17 protein-coding genes are annotated in these 18,256 nt (G+C 51.4%); 2 read left to right on the top strand and 15 right to left on the bottom strand.

Features of this window, described 5'->3' with window-relative positions; translation table 11 throughout:
* Positions 1-346 precede the first annotated feature (346 nt).
* From NSS79_RS13415 to NSS79_RS13370, 10 genes are all read right to left on the bottom strand, one after another.
* Positions 347-769: an Rrf2 family transcriptional regulator gene (locus NSS79_RS13415; RefSeq protein WP_038590310.1), complete on the bottom strand. Its 423-nt coding sequence runs from the start codon at positions 767-769 to the stop codon at positions 347-349.
* A gap of 64 nt (positions 770-833) precedes the next feature.
* Positions 834-1,649, bottom strand: a complete 816-nt coding sequence (locus NSS79_RS13410) for a hypothetical protein (RefSeq protein WP_076112138.1) — start codon at positions 1,647-1,649, stop codon at positions 834-836.
* Between the two features lie 27 nt (positions 1,650-1,676).
* Positions 1,677-2,261 (bottom strand): DJ-1/PfpI family protein, encoded by a 585-nt coding sequence (locus NSS79_RS13405; RefSeq protein ID WP_076112184.1) that lies wholly within the window; start codon positions 2,259-2,261, stop codon positions 1,677-1,679.
* Positions 2,262-2,293: 32 nt separating this feature from the next.
* Entirely contained in the window at positions 2,294-3,040 is a 747-nt protein-coding gene (map, locus tag NSS79_RS13400) for a type I methionyl aminopeptidase (protein WP_342439720.1), read from the bottom strand.
* Between the two features lie 381 nt (positions 3,041-3,421).
* On the bottom strand, positions 3,422-4,051 hold the full coding sequence (locus NSS79_RS13395) for an SGNH/GDSL hydrolase family protein (RefSeq protein WP_342439719.1): 630 nt from the start codon (positions 4,049-4,051) through the stop codon (positions 3,422-3,424).
* Between the two features lie 93 nt (positions 4,052-4,144).
* Positions 4,145-4,510 (bottom strand): DUF2785 domain-containing protein, encoded by a 366-nt coding sequence (locus tag NSS79_RS13390; RefSeq protein WP_342439718.1) that lies wholly within the window; start codon positions 4,508-4,510, stop codon positions 4,145-4,147.
* A 4-nt stretch (positions 4,511-4,514) separates the two neighbouring features.
* On the bottom strand, positions 4,515-4,679 hold the full coding sequence (locus NSS79_RS13385) for a hypothetical protein (protein ID WP_342439717.1): 165 nt from the start codon (positions 4,677-4,679) through the stop codon (positions 4,515-4,517).
* Complete coding sequence (locus NSS79_RS13380) at positions 4,676-5,419, bottom strand: alpha/beta hydrolase (protein ID WP_342439716.1); 744 nt, start codon at positions 5,417-5,419, stop codon at positions 4,676-4,678. The genes NSS79_RS13385 and NSS79_RS13380 overlap by 4 nt, the downstream gene beginning before the upstream one ends.
* Positions 5,420-5,620: 201 nt before the next feature.
* Positions 5,621-6,799, bottom strand: coding sequence for an NAD(P)/FAD-dependent oxidoreductase (locus NSS79_RS13375; RefSeq protein WP_342439715.1), 1,179 nt, complete (start codon positions 6,797-6,799; stop codon positions 5,621-5,623).
* A 40-nt stretch (positions 6,800-6,839) separates the two neighbouring features.
* Complete coding sequence (locus NSS79_RS13370; RefSeq protein WP_038590287.1) at positions 6,840-7,277, bottom strand: DUF1641 domain-containing protein; 438 nt, start codon at positions 7,275-7,277, stop codon at positions 6,840-6,842.
* A 326-nt stretch (positions 7,278-7,603) separates the two neighbouring features.
* On the opposite strand from NSS79_RS13370, the gene NSS79_RS13365 reads away from it, so the two are divergent.
* Positions 7,604-8,221 carry a nitroreductase family protein gene (locus NSS79_RS13365; RefSeq protein ID WP_342439714.1) on the top strand — a complete coding sequence of 206 codons (618 nt, stop codon included), beginning with the start codon at positions 7,604-7,606 and terminating at the stop codon, positions 8,219-8,221.
* Between the two features lie 82 nt (positions 8,222-8,303).
* On the opposite strand, the gene NSS79_RS13360 is transcribed toward NSS79_RS13365, so the two are convergent.
* From NSS79_RS13360 to NSS79_RS13345, 4 genes are all read right to left on the bottom strand, one after another.
* A complete protein-coding gene (locus NSS79_RS13360) occupies positions 8,304-10,493 on the bottom strand; it encodes an alpha-galactosidase (protein ID WP_342439713.1) in 2,190 nt (729 codons plus the stop codon).
* Between the two features lie 168 nt (positions 10,494-10,661).
* Complete coding sequence (locus NSS79_RS13355) at positions 10,662-11,285, bottom strand: hypothetical protein (RefSeq protein WP_342439712.1); 624 nt, start codon at positions 11,283-11,285, stop codon at positions 10,662-10,664.
* 893 nt (positions 11,286-12,178) lie between these two features.
* Positions 12,179-12,889 (bottom strand): SAM-dependent methyltransferase, encoded by a 711-nt coding sequence (locus NSS79_RS13350; RefSeq protein ID WP_342439711.1) that lies wholly within the window; start codon positions 12,887-12,889, stop codon positions 12,179-12,181.
* Between the two features lie 107 nt (positions 12,890-12,996).
* On the bottom strand, positions 12,997-13,881 hold the full coding sequence (locus tag NSS79_RS13345) for a LysR family transcriptional regulator (RefSeq protein ID WP_342439710.1): 885 nt from the start codon (positions 13,879-13,881) through the stop codon (positions 12,997-12,999).
* Between the two features lie 127 nt (positions 13,882-14,008).
* Between NSS79_RS13345 and NSS79_RS13340 the strand changes: the two genes are divergently transcribed.
* The gene (locus NSS79_RS13340; protein WP_342439709.1) at positions 14,009-14,749 is read left to right on the top strand and encodes an SDR family NAD(P)-dependent oxidoreductase; all 741 of its coding nucleotides are present in this window, start codon (positions 14,009-14,011) and stop codon (positions 14,747-14,749) included.
* 152 nt (positions 14,750-14,901) lie between these two features.
* On the opposite strand, the gene NSS79_RS13335 is transcribed toward NSS79_RS13340, so the two are convergent.
* Complete coding sequence (locus tag NSS79_RS13335; protein WP_342440363.1) at positions 14,902-18,231, bottom strand: X2-like carbohydrate binding domain-containing protein; 3,330 nt, start codon at positions 18,229-18,231, stop codon at positions 14,902-14,904.
* Positions 18,232-18,256 lie beyond the last annotated feature (25 nt).

Raw genomic sequence — 18,256 nt, 5'->3', positions numbered from 1 at the left:
TGTAAAGCTCCTGCTATGTTATCGCGCTCTCCATTTCCTTATACAGGGACAAAAAAGTGACCCTGCCAGCGTCCGGCAGGGTCAAGGTCTATTATAAGGGGGTCATGTGACTACTATAACCGGCAAAGCTTAAATCCGGATGAAAATTTAATAAAGGTTTGCTGAATTTTGTAGAACCCTCGGATTGCAGCAAACCAAAAAAATTGGAGCCTGCCGAGGCACGGCAGGCTCCTAGCAAAAATGCATCCACTGGGGGGTGGAGATCTTTAATATACTCCTGAAACCTTAAAGAAACATAAGTTTTTGCTAAAAGTTTACTTAAATTACTCTTAATCCCCTTCGCTGCTCAGTAAACAGGGATCTGATTTATAATCTGGTCCAAGGTAACCTCCTGCAGCACATTCTCCATCGCTTTCTGGGCAAGGGAGAATACAGGCACGATGGCACCGGCGATGTTCTTGCCAACCGGACAATCGGGATTCGGGTGCTCATGCACGGAGAATAAGGAATCTTCCTCCACCGCATTAACCGCCCGATAAATCTCCAGCAGCGTGATCTCAGCTGCAGTGCGGTTCAGCTTGGCTCCGGCCACACCGGGACGGACATCAACCAGTCCCGCTTTGTTCAGCATGCCTGTAATTCTGCGTATGACCACCGGGTTGGTATTGACACTGCCAGCGATCCATTCGGAGGTGCTTTTGCCTTCCTTGTTGCTGTCGATTAACGTAAGAATATGAATAGCCACCGCGAACCGGGTGCTGATGTTCATGGAAATCTCTCCTTTATTGCCCTAAACAAAAGAATGCTTTGGATGCAACAATAATAGTTACATTTTAGCACATTGTCAATGCTGTGAGGAGGTCCGCAACCTGGTCAGGATATTTTTTACTCAGCCGGGCTTTGCCCAGATTGCTCTTCACAATCTTCAGCATCCGGGGATCGCCGCTCTGTGCAAATCTGCGGAGCATAGCAAAACCTGCTTCCGGCTCGCTGGCCACAAACAGACTGAGACTATATTCTAAACCCTTGGACAACACGCGATAATGCTCCCGATCGCCTTGTCCCGGCTCAGAGGAGAGGATGCCTTCCATAATGCCGCCGGCCAGATCCAGACTATACCGTGCATTGGTCTGCTCCTTGAGCAGCGGCGGATGGGCTAAAGCGGCAACAAAGGCGCGCTGTTCCGGCAGTGTAGCCTCCGCTTTCCATGAATCCAGCAGTCCCTGCAGAAGCGAAAAATCATATTCTCCAATGGTCTGCAGACCGATCGCCGCGGCCTCGCGCAGCCGCCATCTGGAATCATTCATGGCAGTCTTCAGCAGGCCTTCTGTCAGGGTGCGCCGCACTGCATCAGCATACCCGTAATGCGCGCAGCTGGCCTGTACAGCACAAAAAGGCAGAAACTCGCGGGGATCATTAGCAGCAGCCTCGTGGTCCGAAATAAGCGCCCATGACGAAAGCATTGCCCATGAGGTCTCCGTTACAGAAGGCCGGGCAAAAGACATCGCGAAGCTCTCTGCCAGCTCCAGATTGGCCCGTGGTCCGGGCAGGCCGCTCCCGTCCAGCATATAACCGGCAAGCAGGGGCCACTGCCCCTCCGTCTCCATCCATTCCCGAATCGGCACTGGCACCGTCTTAGTTACAGTCATCCTAATTCCCCCGTTTTCCTGCACAGCTTATTGCTGCTGTACAATGCCCTGCATCACATAAGGATAATCAATTTGCTTCTTCACGGAGAGCATGGCCTCTTCACCGGCAAGCAGTGACATGACATGCAGCCCCAAATCAATGGAGGCAGACACCCCTCCACCGGTAATTATACTGCCGTCCTGTACAATCCGACTCTTCACCACACTGCCGCAATAGGGCGCCAGCAGATCGTACGCAGCGGGATGCGTCGTTGCACTGCGTCCCTCCAGAAATCCGGCGGCTCCCAGCAGGAGTGAGCCTGTGCATACAGAAACCTTATAAGGCACATTGGCGGCTCCCCGCAGCCAAGAGAGAAAGGACTCATCAGTCCTGAGCCGTCTCGTTCCCATCCCGCCGGGCAGGAAGACTAAATCATATTGCGACAGATCCGGCAATACTGTGCCGATCTTGACCGTAAGCCCCAGCTCATCGGTCACTTCTTCCGCAACACCGCAAATATCCCATTCCAGCCCTTCACCTGGGGCGAATTGTCCCAGCCGGTAGATAACATCATAGAATCCGGCAAAATCGAGAAAAGTAATTCCATCAAAAAGAATAAAGGCCATCTTCAACATCGCTCGCTCCTCTTACCCTCGGCAGGGTTCTATGCGCTTGTCAGAATGATCGGTTTGCCCTTAGTAATTATAATGGTGTGCTCATACTGTGCTACCCGGCTATTGTCCTTCACACTCAGTGTCCACCCGTCCGACTGCTGTTCTACAAAGTCAGCCCCGGTAGACAGGAACGGCTCAATCGTAATGACCTGATTTTCTTTAAGCACCGTAGTTACCCGCGGATTATAAAACGGGAGAATTTCGAAAGGCTTCTCATGCAGTGATTTCCCGATGCCGTGGCTGCATAAATTGCGTACGATTTTGTAGCCGCGTTTGCGGGCTTCACTCTCCATCGCTCTGCCAATCTCATTCACCTTCATGCCTGCTCGAAGATGATTGATTACGCTCATCATGGTTTCCTCCGTGCTGCGGCACAGATGTACAAGCTTCTCGTTATAGGGCGGCAGTTGAAAAGAAACGCCGGAGTCACTGTAATAACCGTTAAGCTCGGCAGATACGTCAATATTAATCAGATCACCGGGGTTAATGACTCGTGAGCCGGGAATGCCGTGAGCCACCTCTTCATTAATGCTGATACAGGTGCTGCCCGGAAAATTATAGGTAACCTTCGGAGCCGATTTTGCACCAAATTGCTCCAGGATTTTCGCCCCCACCGCATCAAGCTCGGCAGTCGTCATACCTGGTTTTACATGTTTCTTCATCTCGGCGATAGTGTAACCTACCACCTTGCCGGCTGCTTTCAGACCTTGCAAATCCTCTGCTGTATCGCTCGTCATTCTTTTAACATTCCTCTCGCTCTATAAGATGTACTCGATATTTATTATTTCGGTATAGATTGTTAACTTCTTCATAAATAATGTATTCCTGATACGCTTCTCCGAACACTAGCTTCATCTTGAGGTTTGTGCTGACGCCCGGTGGCTCTGAGAATTCCTTCCGTTTATTCAGGCTTAGCCATGAGCTTGTTAGATGAAGTATCGGTAAATATGTACCCTACAATTATAACAGTCTTCAGGTGCAGAGTGAAATGTCCGTGTATTGGTCTGCCTCATCCAATTTTCAGCTCCGCGCATCAAAAAGACCGGTTCGCTATAAAATAACGGACCGGTCTCTGAACACACTCAGATGGGATAGCTTTAACAAAATCATTAGGCGTTCTAGTTAATTGCTCCTACCGCTTTCAGCCAGGCTTCGGCAATGAGGGCATGTCCGGCCGAAGAAGGATGCACGCCATCCCCTGCCCAGAACGCCGGCTCCGCTTTAACGGAAGCCGCAGCGAACAGGCCGTCGAGCGGAACCAGCGGGGCCCCGTACTCACGTGCCAATTCACGCACAACATGGATTTTGGGATCCAAATCCTGACGCCAATTCTTGCGGTCTTCCGGCACAGGCAGTACGAACGGCTCAATCAGCACCAGCTTGGCATCCAGCGCACTCATTGTACGCTCGATCAAATCACGGTAAGCGGCTTCAAACTCGGCAGCAGTAGTTTCCTGGCCGGAGTCAAAGCGGCGCCAGGTATCATTAATCCCGATATAAATGGACACCCATGTCGGCCTCAAGTCCAGGCAATCCTTATCCCAGCGCTGCTGCAAATCCGTAATGCGGTTGCCGCTGATTCCCCGGTTAATGAACGTCAGATTCTTCTCCGGATACTGCAGCCCGAGACGTGCGGCGGCCATCATTGCATAACCTACGCCCAGTGATGAAGCGTCTTCATAATTGCGCCCGCAATCGGTGATACTGTCACCCTGGAACAAAATGATATCGTTTTCTTTAAATCCCATGTTTAAATCCTCCTATAAAACCACTGAATGGTATAAACATAATCCATTATATCAAATAGAATTTCTCCGGACACCCTCAATTATGGCAGGATTTCAAAGCGCACTTCGCATTGTGAACTTATTTATATTTATTTCGGCAGACATGAAAGCCTCCTCAAGCTGTTGTCCACGGATATGGCTGCCCCGTCTGAAATAGAGAGCCCGGAGGAAATTTTTGCAATTGATCCGGTTAATATCCACACTGCGGGTCCTCGGCAGGCTGCCGCATTCCCCGAGAGCACTAATCCAGCCGGCAAGCTGTTCCTCCGGAAGCAGGCTATGGAATACCATGGAGTCGATGATAGTGGCTATCCGCTCATCCTCTTCTTCATTGAAAATGTACGTGCCGTTCTGGAGCATACCCTGTACCGCATCCAGGACTTCCAGCTGCACCGCCGCATCACTCTCCGGGCACTTCACCAGTTCATCCAGTGCATCTGCCGCGTGGGCAGCGCTCCGGGTCCGGGTCGCCGATATACTCCAGCATCCGGCTGATGTAATCTCCTGCCGCTTCACCATCACGCAGCTGATAGTGTTCCTCCTCGATTCTTTGCAAATCCAGCTTTAACCCGTTTCTTGTATCCGTCATTCTTCCACCCCTTCAGGTCTATCGGTACATTGTGCAATCATTGCCGTAATCTCTTCAATGACAATCTCCGGCTCATCATGGTGAATATAGTGCCCGCTGCCTCCCGCGATCCTCTGGCGGCCAGCCGCAGACCACCGCAGGAATCCCCTCTGCAGCTTCTGCTCCAGCTCGAGGATTGCAGTCGACGGCCAATCTCCTTCTCCTTCATCAGGGAGCCCTCTTGTAATAATCGACATCGGGTGAGTACCCGGCCATTGGAGCTCAGTTTCAGCTATCTGCCTATAACTCGCCAGCTTGTCAATATTCTCGCTGTTCAGCAGGGGATTCTCCAGATAAGCCCTGTTCGCCGGGATCAAATGCACGGGCAGAACCTCCTCATAAGCAAGCTCCTTATACTCCGGTACGCCATCCACCAGAACAAGTCCCGCTGTGCGGGAGCGAAATTTTGCGGCAAACTGTCTGGCGACCAATCCGCCAAAAGAATGTCCTACCAAGATATACGGCGGCTCCACTGCCAGCTTGGACAGTAACCTATGCAGTTCCTGAACCAGATCATCACAAGTACGGGGACCCGATGCTGCTGTGCTTGCACCGATTCCGGCCCTGTCATAGGAGAGGGTTGTCGTTAACGCCGCTATCCGATCCTGTACCCCACTCCAGGAATCACCCCCGTCTCCCAAGCCGGAGATGAAAATAACCGCCGGTGCGCTTTTTCGTGTGTATCTATAAAACAGCATCATACCGGCCTCCTGTTACCACACGTATTCAATATACATCCCAAAACAAATTTAGTTTAAATTAATTTCCAGTTATTAACTATGCAATTCAGCACAGAAAAAAAACCCCTTCCAGCACCCGCACCTCAAGAAAAAACCAGGTGTTTTCGGGTAACTAAAAGGGGATCCTATGAACTGGCTTCCAGCAAAGCTGGCTAATTAAAATTAATACGCCAGACTGAACAAACCTTTGATATGCGTCAAATAACGGATGTTGCTTGCTTCTTTCATCATCGTTGCAGGCAAGCCCTTCAATGGCGTTGAGTTGCCGCCGATAATAGCAACCCCGTCTTTACGGCCCAGGCTGGCGAGTGTGCCCGAATTGACCGGGCTAAAGGTATCCAACGATTTATTGTTCAGATAAGCATACAGATTATAGCCGATCAGCTCACCCATCTGCCAGGCGATTTGTGCAGTCGGCGGATAAGGACGGCCGTCCGGAGCAAATACAACGGCACTGTCACCGGCAACAAATACATCAGGATGCGATGTGGATTGCAGGAATTCATTTACCGTTGCACGTCCACGGTTAACTTCAAGACCGGATTCACCGATCAGCGGATTTCCTTGTACACCGCCGGTCCATACGAACGTGTTGGCCACAATTTTCTGACTATCCTTCAGATCAATGGTGTTGCCCTCCACATTGGTAACGGCTAGACCAGTCAGGAATTGTACGCCGCGTGCAGCAAGACTTGATGTAGCGCGTTCGATCAGGTGATCGGGCAGTACCGGGAGAATCTTCGGACCTGCTTCCACGAGCAGCAGCTTGATCGCTTTTGGATCCACCCCATAACGTTTGGTGAGCTTCGGCAGCACGTCGGCAATTTCACCTACAAGCTCAACACCCGTCAATCCGCCACCGCCGATTAGAATCGTCGCGTCAGCTTCATTGCCGGTTTTTGCGTACTCACGGATCCGGTCTTCGATATGCCCATGAATTTTATTGGCGTCGGCAGCCGATTTCAATACCATGCTGTATTGTTCAAGTCCCGGAATTCCAAAATAAGCCGTCGTGCTGCCAAGGCCCGCAACAAGGGCGTCGTAAGTAAGATTCGTGCCATCCGAGAGCGAAATTTGTTTGCTTTCAACGGAGAAGGATTTTACTTTGGCAATTTTAAGATCAATGTCTTTACCGGCAAAAAGCTTCGCCAGCGGCATAGCAACAGCTTTCTCTTCCACGCTGCCTGCGGCAAGACGATGCAATTCGGTAATAATCTGGTGGGTTGGATACTGGTTGACAACTGTGATCTTTGCCTCAGCCTTGCTCATATATTTGCGCACTGTCAAGGCACTCAGCAATCCGCCGTAACCTGCTCCTAGAATAACAATATGTTTTGACATATGATGTTTCCTCCGTCCTTACGTATGAGATTAGAATTAATTATTTCTGCTGGCTGCGTTCGCCGCTGACTTGCAGGTAAGCATTCATAAAACGGAGAAGCTTCTGAACCTGCGGATCCTTAATCATCTTCATCATTCCGAACACGCTGATCGTCTCGCTGCTTTCATTTGCCCGGTCTTTCGCCTCGATCACAGTAGCCGCCATATTCTTGACGGAACCTACTACCGGCTCGGCAATTTCTTTAATAGCGCCCACCGTATCATTCTTGAGTACTTCATCGGATGCAACCGACTGTACAAAGTCCATAGACTTCGTTAATACACCTACAAGCTGTGTAAGCTGCGGCAGCTGTTCTATCAAGGTTGTTAATGATTCCTGAACTTCCGGCTTCAAAAGCTGATCCAGAACATCCTCTTTGGTTAAAGAGGCTTTCGGTGCTTCCTGTTCAGGAGTGGTTTGCGTAATTGTTTCTGACATTGTTGGACTCTCCTCTGCATTAGCTTGTAACGCTTGATAATAGTCAATTCAATAACCCATGCGTCTATTATAACACCTATTATGTAATAAACGTCACAATCTTTTTGCCTCTATAACCTTATTTTGTGATTAAAATCACTTCTTTTCTGTCGTTTTTATTAATTATCTTCTATTTGAACTTAATTTCACGATTTAGTGTAATTCATCATTGACGATTCCCAATTGCCGTGCTATCTTAAGTAAGTAACCATTAGTAAGTAGGTTTATTTACATAAGTTATTGATATTTATTAACTATTAATTTATAACCATTTGGAGGTATTTATCATGAGTACTTTTACAGATTTGGTGCAATCCCGCAGATCAGCTATGAATTTCGTGGAAGGGATCAAGATCCCGCAAAACGAGCTGGAGGACATGTTCTCTCTCACCCGGCTCGCCCCTTCAAGCTCCAATTTGCAGCATACACATTACAAGGTGATCAGCGATCCGGCACTGAAGGAGGAAATACGCCGAGGTGCTTATGACCAATATAAAATCCATACGGCTTCCGCCGTTATTATTGTGCTCGGAGATAAGCTTGCCTATCAGCAGGCACCCGAAATTTACAGCGGACTGAAATTGCTTGGCGCTATGGGCCAGGAGGAATATGACAACACCATTCAATCCATCAACGATGCCTATGAAGGAAATGATGCTTTCCAGCGTGATGAAGCCATTCGCAACGCCGCCCTGTCCGCCATGCAGTTCATGCTGATTGCCAAGGATAAAGGCTGGGATACCTGCCCGATGATCGGCTTTGATCCCGATGCCATCAAGGCCACCCTAAATATCCCTGACCATCTTGTGCCGGCTCTGATGATTACCATCGGCAAAGACTACAAACGCAAGATCAGACCGCGCGGCTACCGCAAGCCGGTAAATGAGTTTGTTGAATTCTTCTGAGATGGACCCTTGCAACCTGCAAAAAGGCCTTGCCGCAGTATCGCGGCAAGGCCTTTTTGTGATAATAATAACCAGTTAAATCCTAGACTCTGCGGAAACGCCAGAGCACGCTCTGGAAATCACCGTGCAGATTCGGCAGTGGCAGCCCCGCATACATAAGATGATCTCCTCCGTACACGCCTCCGCCTTCCAGCCACTCATAATCCGCTTCGGGATCCAGTCCTTTCAGGCGCAGATAATACAGCGAATCATTAGGCTCAGCCAGTGTCCGGGCATATACGACGACAGCCTCGGATTTATCTTCAGCTGCAATCAGCCATGCGGTCTCGTTGCCTTCAAACGGGCTGAGCAGTCTGTACTGCTCCCCGAACTGCACCAGCGGCCGCAGCTCCTTGTAGAGCGCTACCTGTGCTTTTACCGTTTCCTTCTCTTCTTCCGTAAACTTTGTCAGATCCAGCTCATAGCCGAAATTGCCTGACATCGCGACATGTCCGCGCAGTTCAAGAGAAGTATTGCGGTGTACCTGATGGTTCGGCACGGCCGAGACATGGCTGCCCATGGAGCTGAGCGGATAGACGATGCTTGTTCCGTACTGGATTTTGAGTCTGCTGATCGCATCGGTATTATCGCTTGTCCAGGTCTGCGGCATATAATAGAGCATTCCCGGATCGAAGCGCCCTCCCCCGCCGGAGCAGCTCTCAAACAGGACATCCGGAAACTCCGAGGTAATCCGTTCAAGCACTCCATAAAGACCGAGCATATAACGGTGCGCCGTTTCACGCTGTCTTTCCGGCGGCAGCAGCGCGGAGCCAATTTCGGTCATATTGCGGTTCATATCCCATTTCACATAGGAGATTGGCGCGCTGCGCAGCACATCGGCTATCCTGTCGCCGATCGCCTGGCAGACATCCTCACGGGAGAAATCGAGCACAAGCTGCATCCGTCCTTCTGTTCTGCGGCGGTCCGGCACATGCAGGCACCAATCGGGATGCCGGGTGTACAGTTCGCTGTCCGGAGAAATCATCTCCGGTTCGAACCAGAGGCCAAATTGCAGGCCCAGCCCGTTTACACGCTTGGCCAGATCATCCAATCCCTCCGGCAGCTTATTCGCGTCCACGAACCAGTCCCCCAGCGAGCTGCGGTCATCATTGCGGTGACCGAACCAGCCGTCATCCAGCACAAACAGCTCCAGTCCAAGCTCGCTGCCGGCACGGGCGATATCTTCAATCTTGTCAGCGGTGAAATTGAAATAAGTCGCTTCCCAGTTATTGACGAGTACTGGCCGGGTACGGTCGCGGTGGGTGCCGCGGCTCAGCCGGGTACGGTACAGCTTATGATAGGTCCGTGACATCGAACCGATGCCATCCGCCGAGAAGACCAGTACGGCTTCGGGAGTCTGGAATGCCTGTCCCTGCTCCAGCAGCCAGTTGAAGTCGAAAGGATTAACCCCGATGGATAAGCGGGTTGTCTTGTACGGCTCAACCTCAGCCTGTGCGCTAAATCCGCCGCTGTAAACCAGGCTGACGCCATATACCTCGCCATGGTCTTCATCCGCACCTTTGGACAGCAGGGCGATAAATGGATTCTGCGCATGGCTGCTCGCTCCCCGGCGGCTCTCGATACCCTGCATGCCGGAAGCAAGCGCTCTGCGTTCCACATATCGCTCCCTCGCCCAGGACCCGGACAAATGAAGCATATCGTAATTCGAGTCACGGAAATCCACGCTCATGCTGAGTCCACGCAGCAGCCTCAGCGACTGGCTGCCTTCATTGACAAACCGCACAGAACGGGTAATGGCATTCAATTCATTAAATACGGTATGGCTGAGGATAATCCGCAGCCCGGCCACAGGATCGAGCAGCTCGATCTCCAGTGTATCAGCTTCCTCTTCATGCTCTGTATATGTAGCTGGCAGCCCCTCAAGAGCAGGCTTTCCCCGGTAAATGCGGTGTTTGTCATACAGCGCCTCGGAGGCCGTAGTTCCGTTCTCAGCCTGGATCTGGTAGGCTGGATGACGAAAATCACCCACACCATATACCGGGTACTCCTGTGCTATCGTGTCGTAAGAGATAGACATGTCCTCAGGATATGGGGCTGGCGAGAAGGAGCAGCGTTCAGCCCGCTGTAGGATGGAGGACAGACCGGTTGAACGGATTTTTCTGCCCCAATATACATGTGCCGGAACTCCGGTAGGCAGCAACTGAATCACGTAGCTGGTTGCCTTGCTCTGAAGATGAAAGATGCGTTCGTCGGAAAAATATTGAATTGCCATTGGAACCTCCTGAAAGTTTGTGAGCATCTGCTTCCTTGACTAGCATCGTACAAACTCGCTTGGGAAGCATCAGCTTAGTTTTGTAGAGCAGCATCTTACTTAATAGGCTTCGTACAACATCACTCTATTATATAGTGAAATCGCTTTAATTTCACCTCTGTTTAGCTTTCATTTCGCATAATGGAGAATGGCCGCAGCCGCCCGCTCCCGCCGTTCGGCATCTTCACTGTGCAGCGCAGCCGTGAGAACAGACAGTGCTTCAGCAATTATCTCTTCATCAACTTTTACTGTGTGTTTCGTTTGCTCACTGCTTCCAAGACCCGCATCCGCAAGCCACAGGTCCAGCCTTTCAGGCGGCAGTGTTCCTATATACTGCGAGACTGGCAGGGCATCTGCCAGCAGTTCACCCATCATGGGATTCAGCTCTGCACTATACAAGCTCTTCAGCCAGGTTACACCTCTCCGGTGACAACGGCCATCTTCGGGATGGTCACAGGCTTCCTCATAGAAATAATCGCCCAGATCACCAAGGTAGGCCCACTCCCCGTCTGAGATCAATACATAATCTCCGTCCTGCATTGTATGTACAAAGATGTCCAGGCTGTCCAGCGCCTTTTCCAGTTCCGGCCCGTAGTAGGCAGAGGTCTGATGCAGCCGTCTGGCGATTTCTTCGCGGCTTGCCTGTTCCAAATCACCGATGCCGGGATATCCGGCGCAAACATAATTGTCCTGCACAAACTCCGTCATCCGCTCAATCCCAAACGGCGCCGTCTTCATCTGAAACAGCTTCATATATGCTCTACTCCTTCCATTCTTCCTAACTCCTACGCCATAAGTGAATTATACATTAAGAGCAGCAGCAATTATCCATGGAATATTAGTTAAAAAACTAAGAATAAGCAAGGATAATAGCGCTTACAAGAGGGTTATATGTATAATGGTTCCAGATTCAAATGATACGGCTTTTTACTGCTTATGGGGATCAGGCTATAATATAGACATCAACTCAAGGAACCATACACTGCTAGAAGGAACGCTAATGCGGACAGGTAAAATCTCTCCGTGAGCAATCTTTTGCAGCTGTAATCCCTGAGCTTGAGACTATATCTTTGATCCTGGCATTAAAGCTTTCAATTTATCCCGGAACGAAATGGTATGAGCTTCTTAAAGCTCAAACGTTGATCATCAATCCAATCGTTACCTGAGGATGATTAGAGAAGATTTAACGGTCAGGATAGGCAAATACACTGCCGCCTCGGACGATTTCTACCCGGCTGAGAACAAAGGATAGGATAAGGAGTCTGAGAAGAACATGGGTATAGTGCTTACAACATAAACCTCTATTGTTGATGAACAATCAATGATAGGGGTTTATGTGTGTTATGCGGGAGCACCCTTGCTTCATTTTGATGCCTACCCTCATTAACGGGAAATGCTGCCGCTAATATAGTCCTTATTCCAAGAAATGAACAACTAACGGGAATCCCGCCCTCTAATTTTATGATACAAGGGAACATTGGGGTTTATCTCCATGTTAGCGGTAACAATTCCCTATATTATGACAAAAAGGGGTTACAGCTAAAATTAGCGGGTACTTTTACCGCAATAGCGCTCAACTGATGTGAAATGAAATTTTGCCTCACAGCAATGCGGGCAGTTCCATGGGTTGCTTTTCAAGTTGCGTTCTATGCAGACTGCATTCCTCTGGTCCTCGTCATCCGCAGCATGCTGTTAGCGCCTTTTTGGAATTCATAGGAGACTTTAAGCTCTTCTGTATTCCAGCCCTGAGTGTGAATATATTCTATTAAACGGTCCATTTCTTCATATCTGCGGCCGGATAGATCGATCAGCGGGAAGATGCGGATTTCTTCACTTGTCACTCGCATCAGCTCCTGCAGGCTCTGGAGATGAAAATCATAGTCCAGACGGTCACTATACATGAACAGAAGATGCGCGGATAATGTAAGCTCAAAACTTAGATCGGCAAAAGGCAGCTGCGGGAGCACCGCCGAAATATAACGCTCCTCATTCTGTTGTCTGTCCAAGGTGCTGGCTGTTAACGCTTCGGTTCTTGCCTGCTTCAGCTCTTCGATGGATTTAAACTCATTCCACAGGAAATTCTGCTGCACCTTCCCAAGCTGCAGCATAGCGTGCTGAATATCCTTGATTCCCTTCTCCATCAGGACTTCCGCAGAATGGCAGTAGGCAATATCAGCGGCGACGGCTTCAGCGCCGAGCTGATTCGCCGCAGCCGTGAAAGAGCAAACACCCGCAGGACAATCGAGTATTTTCCGCCCGGCCAGCTCCTCACGCTGCAAATTGAACATCCGCAAATATTCCTCAAAGGTCCGCCCAATCACAACAATCCGCTGCAAATCCAGTTTCGCTCCACTCATCTGATCTCATCTCACCTTTCCTCTTCTCTTCTCGTCTCGTTTCATCTTGTCTCGTTTCATCTTGTCTTGTCTTGTTTCATCTTGTCTCGTCTTGTCTTGTTGCAAAGTTAGCGTAACGACAGCTCCCGCTTCAGAAATTGATACAGTCTCAAGCTGGACGACCGGAGCGGATAATCAGCCACTCTGCAGGCGATTCCGCAGGCCATGTCTACAGTTCCTCCTGCCAGCTGCCGCACTGCCGTTCCCGCCGGTACGGGCGCAAGCGTAGACTCAGGGACAAACGCAAGACCTAAACCAGCCTCTACGTAGAATTTCAGCGCTGTCATACTGCCGACTTCCATGGTATTCAGCGGCGGTCCGGCGAATTCCTGCAGTACGCTCTCCAATTTTTTGCGGTAGGGGCAATTGACGGCCGTAATCAGCAGCCGATGTCTGCGAAGATGATCTGGAGTCACCTCCGGCAGGTCAGCGAGCGGATGGTCCTCCGGCATTAACAGCACGAATTTCTCCGTGAACAGAGGCTCAAAGTGCAGCTCCTTTCCCAGCTCCGGTGCTGAACACAGCACCATGTCGAGTTCCCCGCGGAGCAGCCGCTCAGTAAGCGCCGGTGTTCCGGCGATATCTACCGAGATTTCAATCTTGGGGTAAAGGCTCATGAATTGCTGCAAAAGACGAGGCAGCCGATAGCTGGCAGTCGGATCGGTTGCACCCAGACGGACACTCCCCGCCTCGCCAGATTTCATTTCCGCGAGACTGCTCTGCAACCGTCCCATGTCCTTCACAATGAGCAGGCTCTGTTCATGGAATAGCCGCCCGGCTTCCGTTAAGCTAATCCCCTTGCCGCGCTCGAGCAACTGTACCCCCAGCTGTGATTCCAGCTTTTGTATTTGCATTGTAATCGTCGACTGGGCATAATTCAGCTCCTCCGCCGCACGGTTAAAGCTTCCTGTGCTTACGATCGTCTGGAAGGTAATCAGCGCCTTGAAATCCATTTTCATTCCCCCATCACGATTCAATAATAATGAATCATCACTTCAATTAGTTCAATTATACAAAACCAAGTATGCTCTATAAAATAGTCTGTATCAACCCAAAAAGATATTCTAGGAGTGGATGCAGATGGAGCTTACAAACAAAGTGGCGCTCGTAACTGGCGGGGGTACCGGCATAGGCAGAGCCACAAGCCTCGAGCTGGCACGGCTCGGGGCTGTTGTAGCTGTTAATTATTCCCGTTCGGAACAGGAAGCGCTAGAAACCGTTCAACAGATCATTGATCAAGGCGGACAGGCCATCGCGGTACAGGCCGATGTTTCCCGGGACGTTGAAGTCCGGGCGATGGTTGAACAAATCGCGGCAACATTCGGCCGTGTGGATGTGCTCATCAATAATGCCAGCATTACAAAGCACATCCCTCTGGATGACCTCGATGCAGCTACGGAAGAAGTCTGGGATCAATTATTGGATGTCAACGTCAAAGGAATGTTCTTTTGCGCCCGGGCAGTGGCTCCTTATATGAAGCAAAGCAAGTATGGAGCCATTGTCAACCTCGGCAGCATTGCCGGAAATACCGGCTCCGGCTCCTCTCTTCCTTATGCGGTGTCCAAAGCCGCTGTACATGGACTTACCAAGTCACTGGCCCGCGCGCTTTCACCGGAGATCCGAGTCAATGCTGTGGCTCCGGGAGCCGTCGCGACGAGATGGTGGACCGGCCGGGAAGCGCAGATGCTGCGCCTGGCTCCCAATCTTCTACTGCAGCAGATCGCCACAGCGGAAGATATCGCCAGGTTCATTTGCTCGGTTGTTGTGCAGGAGGCCTTAACCGGACAGATCATTACCGTTGACAGCGGACAGACTTTATAGCAGCAGGCACAGCAAAAAAACGCCCAACAGCCTCATCTTCCCAATTCACAAAGGAAGAAGAGGCTGTTGGTTCAAGAAAATTCATGGCTTCTTGCAGCTCATTGTATAATGGATAATCCTGTTATGCCGATCCGGGTTGCGGCCGGATCAGGTCAGGAAGGTTCATTCCCCCATACCAGGCTGCCGGAGAGATAGGCCGGAACGCCAGCCCAATCCGCATAACCCGTACCTGACGCGTTAAAGGAATAATCTCCAGTCTGGGTATAATTGCTCCAATCCGCCTTGGATGCCCGCATCTGGATATCCAGGCCCTCCCCTGCTGCCAGGGAACCCGCTGCGCTTGTGAAACCCAGCTCCAAATAATAATCCGCCCCGGTTATGGCTGCCGGGAGTTTCACAAAGGTGCCGGTAACATTCGCACTGCCGGCCTGTGACCAATCGCAGAAGAAGCTTTGCGGCTGCTCGCCGTCAATCGTGTAATAATATCTGATCTTCACATCCGCCAGCGAAACGGCGCTGGTGCCCGTATTCAGCAGTTTGATCCGCGGATTCAAGACATTCGCCGAAGCCGCTGTGCTGCCGTTATACATTTGGACCTTAAGACCACCGGTCACAACCACAGAAGTATCCACTACGGCAACCGCCAGCGGCTGCGCCGCTCCGGCGCTGAAATTGAAGCTCAGCGTTGTTGTACCCACCGGCTGTGCGGCCAAATAATCTTTCTTGATCGTGACTGCTGTGCCGCTAACGGTATAATCCGTTCCGGCAGTCAACGTTGCCGCTCCGTTCTTGATCGTGCTCAACGTGTTCCCGTTCAGCGTCAGTGTTACGGCCACATCCGCCTGATTCGCCGTCTTCTTGTCGAAGCCGGCCGTGACCGGCGTAATCGCCGAATTGCTCGCTGCCGTCGTATCCACTACGGCAACCGCCAGCGACTGCGCCGCTCCGGCGCTGAAATTAAAGGTCAGCGTCGTTGTGCCCACCGGCTGCGCGGCCAGATACCCTTTCTTGATCGTGACTGCTGTGCCGCTAACGGTATAATCCGTTCCAGCAGTCAATGTTGCCGCTCCGTTCTTGATCGTGCTTAACGTGTTCCCGTTCAGCGTCAGCGTTACGGCCACATCCGCCTGATTCGCCGTCTTCTTATCGAAGCTGGCCGTGACCGGCGTAATGGTGGATCCGGTAGCCGGAGGATTCACCGGATCAGCATACAGTGTGCCCCGGCCGTTTGTTCCAAGATATACCCGGCCGTATATCCGCGGATCACCGGTTATGGCCATGTTGATTTTCGCATACTGGTGTGCGTCATCATTGATCCGTACCCAAGATGCGCCAACATCATCGGAGCGGAAGACCCCTCTGACGCCATCGATTTGAGCAACCGTATATAGTGACATATAGCTCTGGCCCGGTGCGGCCTTACCATAACCGATCAGATCCGCTTCCTCGACATTAGACAGCTTGGTGAAGCTGGTTCCCGAATTCACAGAATGCCATAAACCGTATTTGTTCTCGACTGTATTGCCTCCGGCCAGCCAGATATCGCCTTCAATGCCCGGCACTGCCTTCAAGCTGATCTGCGCCTGGTTCGGCTGCAGACCGTCTACATTATTCGTCGGAAAACCCGCTGCCGGCGTAGCGGTAAAGGTAGCTCCGCCGTCCACACTGACATAGAATATTCCTGCATAGAACGCATAGAACTTGTTCGCATTTACGCGGTCGGAAGCGATTTTGGCACCGGCCGGTACCCCGCTGCTTGCCGTCCAGGAGTTGCCCGAGGATTTGGTGTAGTAGACACCAATATCGGAGGTACTCCACAGGATGGCATTGCCGCTGGCAGATACTGCGACCTGGCCTTGTCCTGCCGTTGTTTTGGTTCCATTCGACGGTTCGGCATTCGGCATATACCAATTAGAGCCGCCGTCATTCGAAATCCCAAGCGATTTCATGCTCGGTGTCTTTTCCTTATCGGCTCCGCCAACGCGCACAACGAACGCCGGACTGAGCTCCGCATAATCAATACTTGTTGTTGTCGCCCAGGAAGGGCTCGTTTGGAACTTGACCGGTGCCTGGGTCACATCTTCATACCGGAAGCCGGAGACGTCACCAAGCGCCGTGATCAGATGCGCACTTCCCGACGGCGGGCTGATCAGTCCGAGCACAGCAGTCTCCTCTACGCCCTTGGCCATGACCGAAATATTGACCTTGCCGCCCGTATCCCAAGCAGTCAGGTTATTCGAGCCGTAGACTGTAGCTCCTGTTCCGTACATCATCCGGTTGGAGTTGAACGGGTCAATCTCCAGGTCTCCCATCATCCAGCCGAGCTTTGGTGAAGGATCAAGTGAAGTGGAGGTCGTTCCATGATCCAGCCAAGGTGCTGCGGTAATGTTCATTGCGAATTTATAGGTCCGTTCCGGATAGTTGCCCCAATCCCAGATCCGGCTCCAAGTCGCTCCGCCGTTCGTACTGCGGAAAATAACCTCATCCGGCCACCAGGCATTCAGACTGGAGACCATCACCGTATTCGGATTCTGGGCATCGACAGCAAGTCCTCCGAAGCCGTACCAATTATCCGTTCCGGTCGTCGGGCTGATGTTCGTCCAGGCACCGCTGGTTTTATTAAATTTCCAGACTTCACCTTTGCTGCCGTCATAGGGTCCTACGCCATTGCTGTACGTAATGTACAGATCCCCGGTTGAGGAAAGCACGCCATGATGAGGCAGAAAACCGGTGGGCTGTCCGGGAAGCGCGGACCAGGTAACGCCGCCGTCGGTGCTGCGGTACACGCTGCTTGCCGTATCCGCTACGCCGACATAAATCGTTCCCGTAGCACTGCCGGGTGTGCCTGTGCTTTTGTCAAAAGTAATCCAGGATAATCCGACGAGGTCATTGCCGTAATCGAGCGTCGGGTTCTGAATATAAGTGCCTACGTTAGGAAAAGAGCTTACTTTGGACCAGGTTACTCCCGAGTCCGTACTTTTCCACAACCCGTTGCCGCTGCGTGCCCCGAAGAACAGAATGCTGTTCTTATTGGGGTCGATAACCAGACGCTCACCGGCTGAACGGCCGGGCATATTGCCCCCAACCTTGAACGGCAGCGCAGTCGTCTGCCACGTATTGCCCCGGTCGCTGGAACGCATAATCTGCCCGTTGTCATCCCAGTGGTTCGTGTACGTGCCGGTAGCCATGTATACTTTGTCCGGATCGACAGGGTCTGTAGCCAGCGCATCCACCCCGTTCTTGTTCCAGTCGACCCAGCCCACGGCATCACTGATGGAAATCCAGCTGCCAGTGGCCTGATTCCAGCGGTAGGCGCCCCCGATGTCGGTACGCGCATAGATCAGATTCGGTTCAGTTTGGTTAAAAATAATGCCCGGCACAAACCCTCCGCCCGCACCGGTGACGACACTTTTCCAGTTGTAAGCTTCACTTGCAGCAGCATGGGCAGCCGCCGGAAAGGCGGTAAACAAAGAGCTAGACATCGCGGCCAGCAGGACAATTAATCCC

Origin of the sequence: Paenibacillus sp. FSL L8-0436 (assembly GCF_038593025.1) — a bacterium.
GTDB lineage: Bacteria > Bacillota > Bacilli > Paenibacillales > Paenibacillaceae > Paenibacillus_AQ.
Note: the sequence above shows the minus strand (reverse complement) of the source record. Positions and strands in the feature narration are given on the sequence as shown.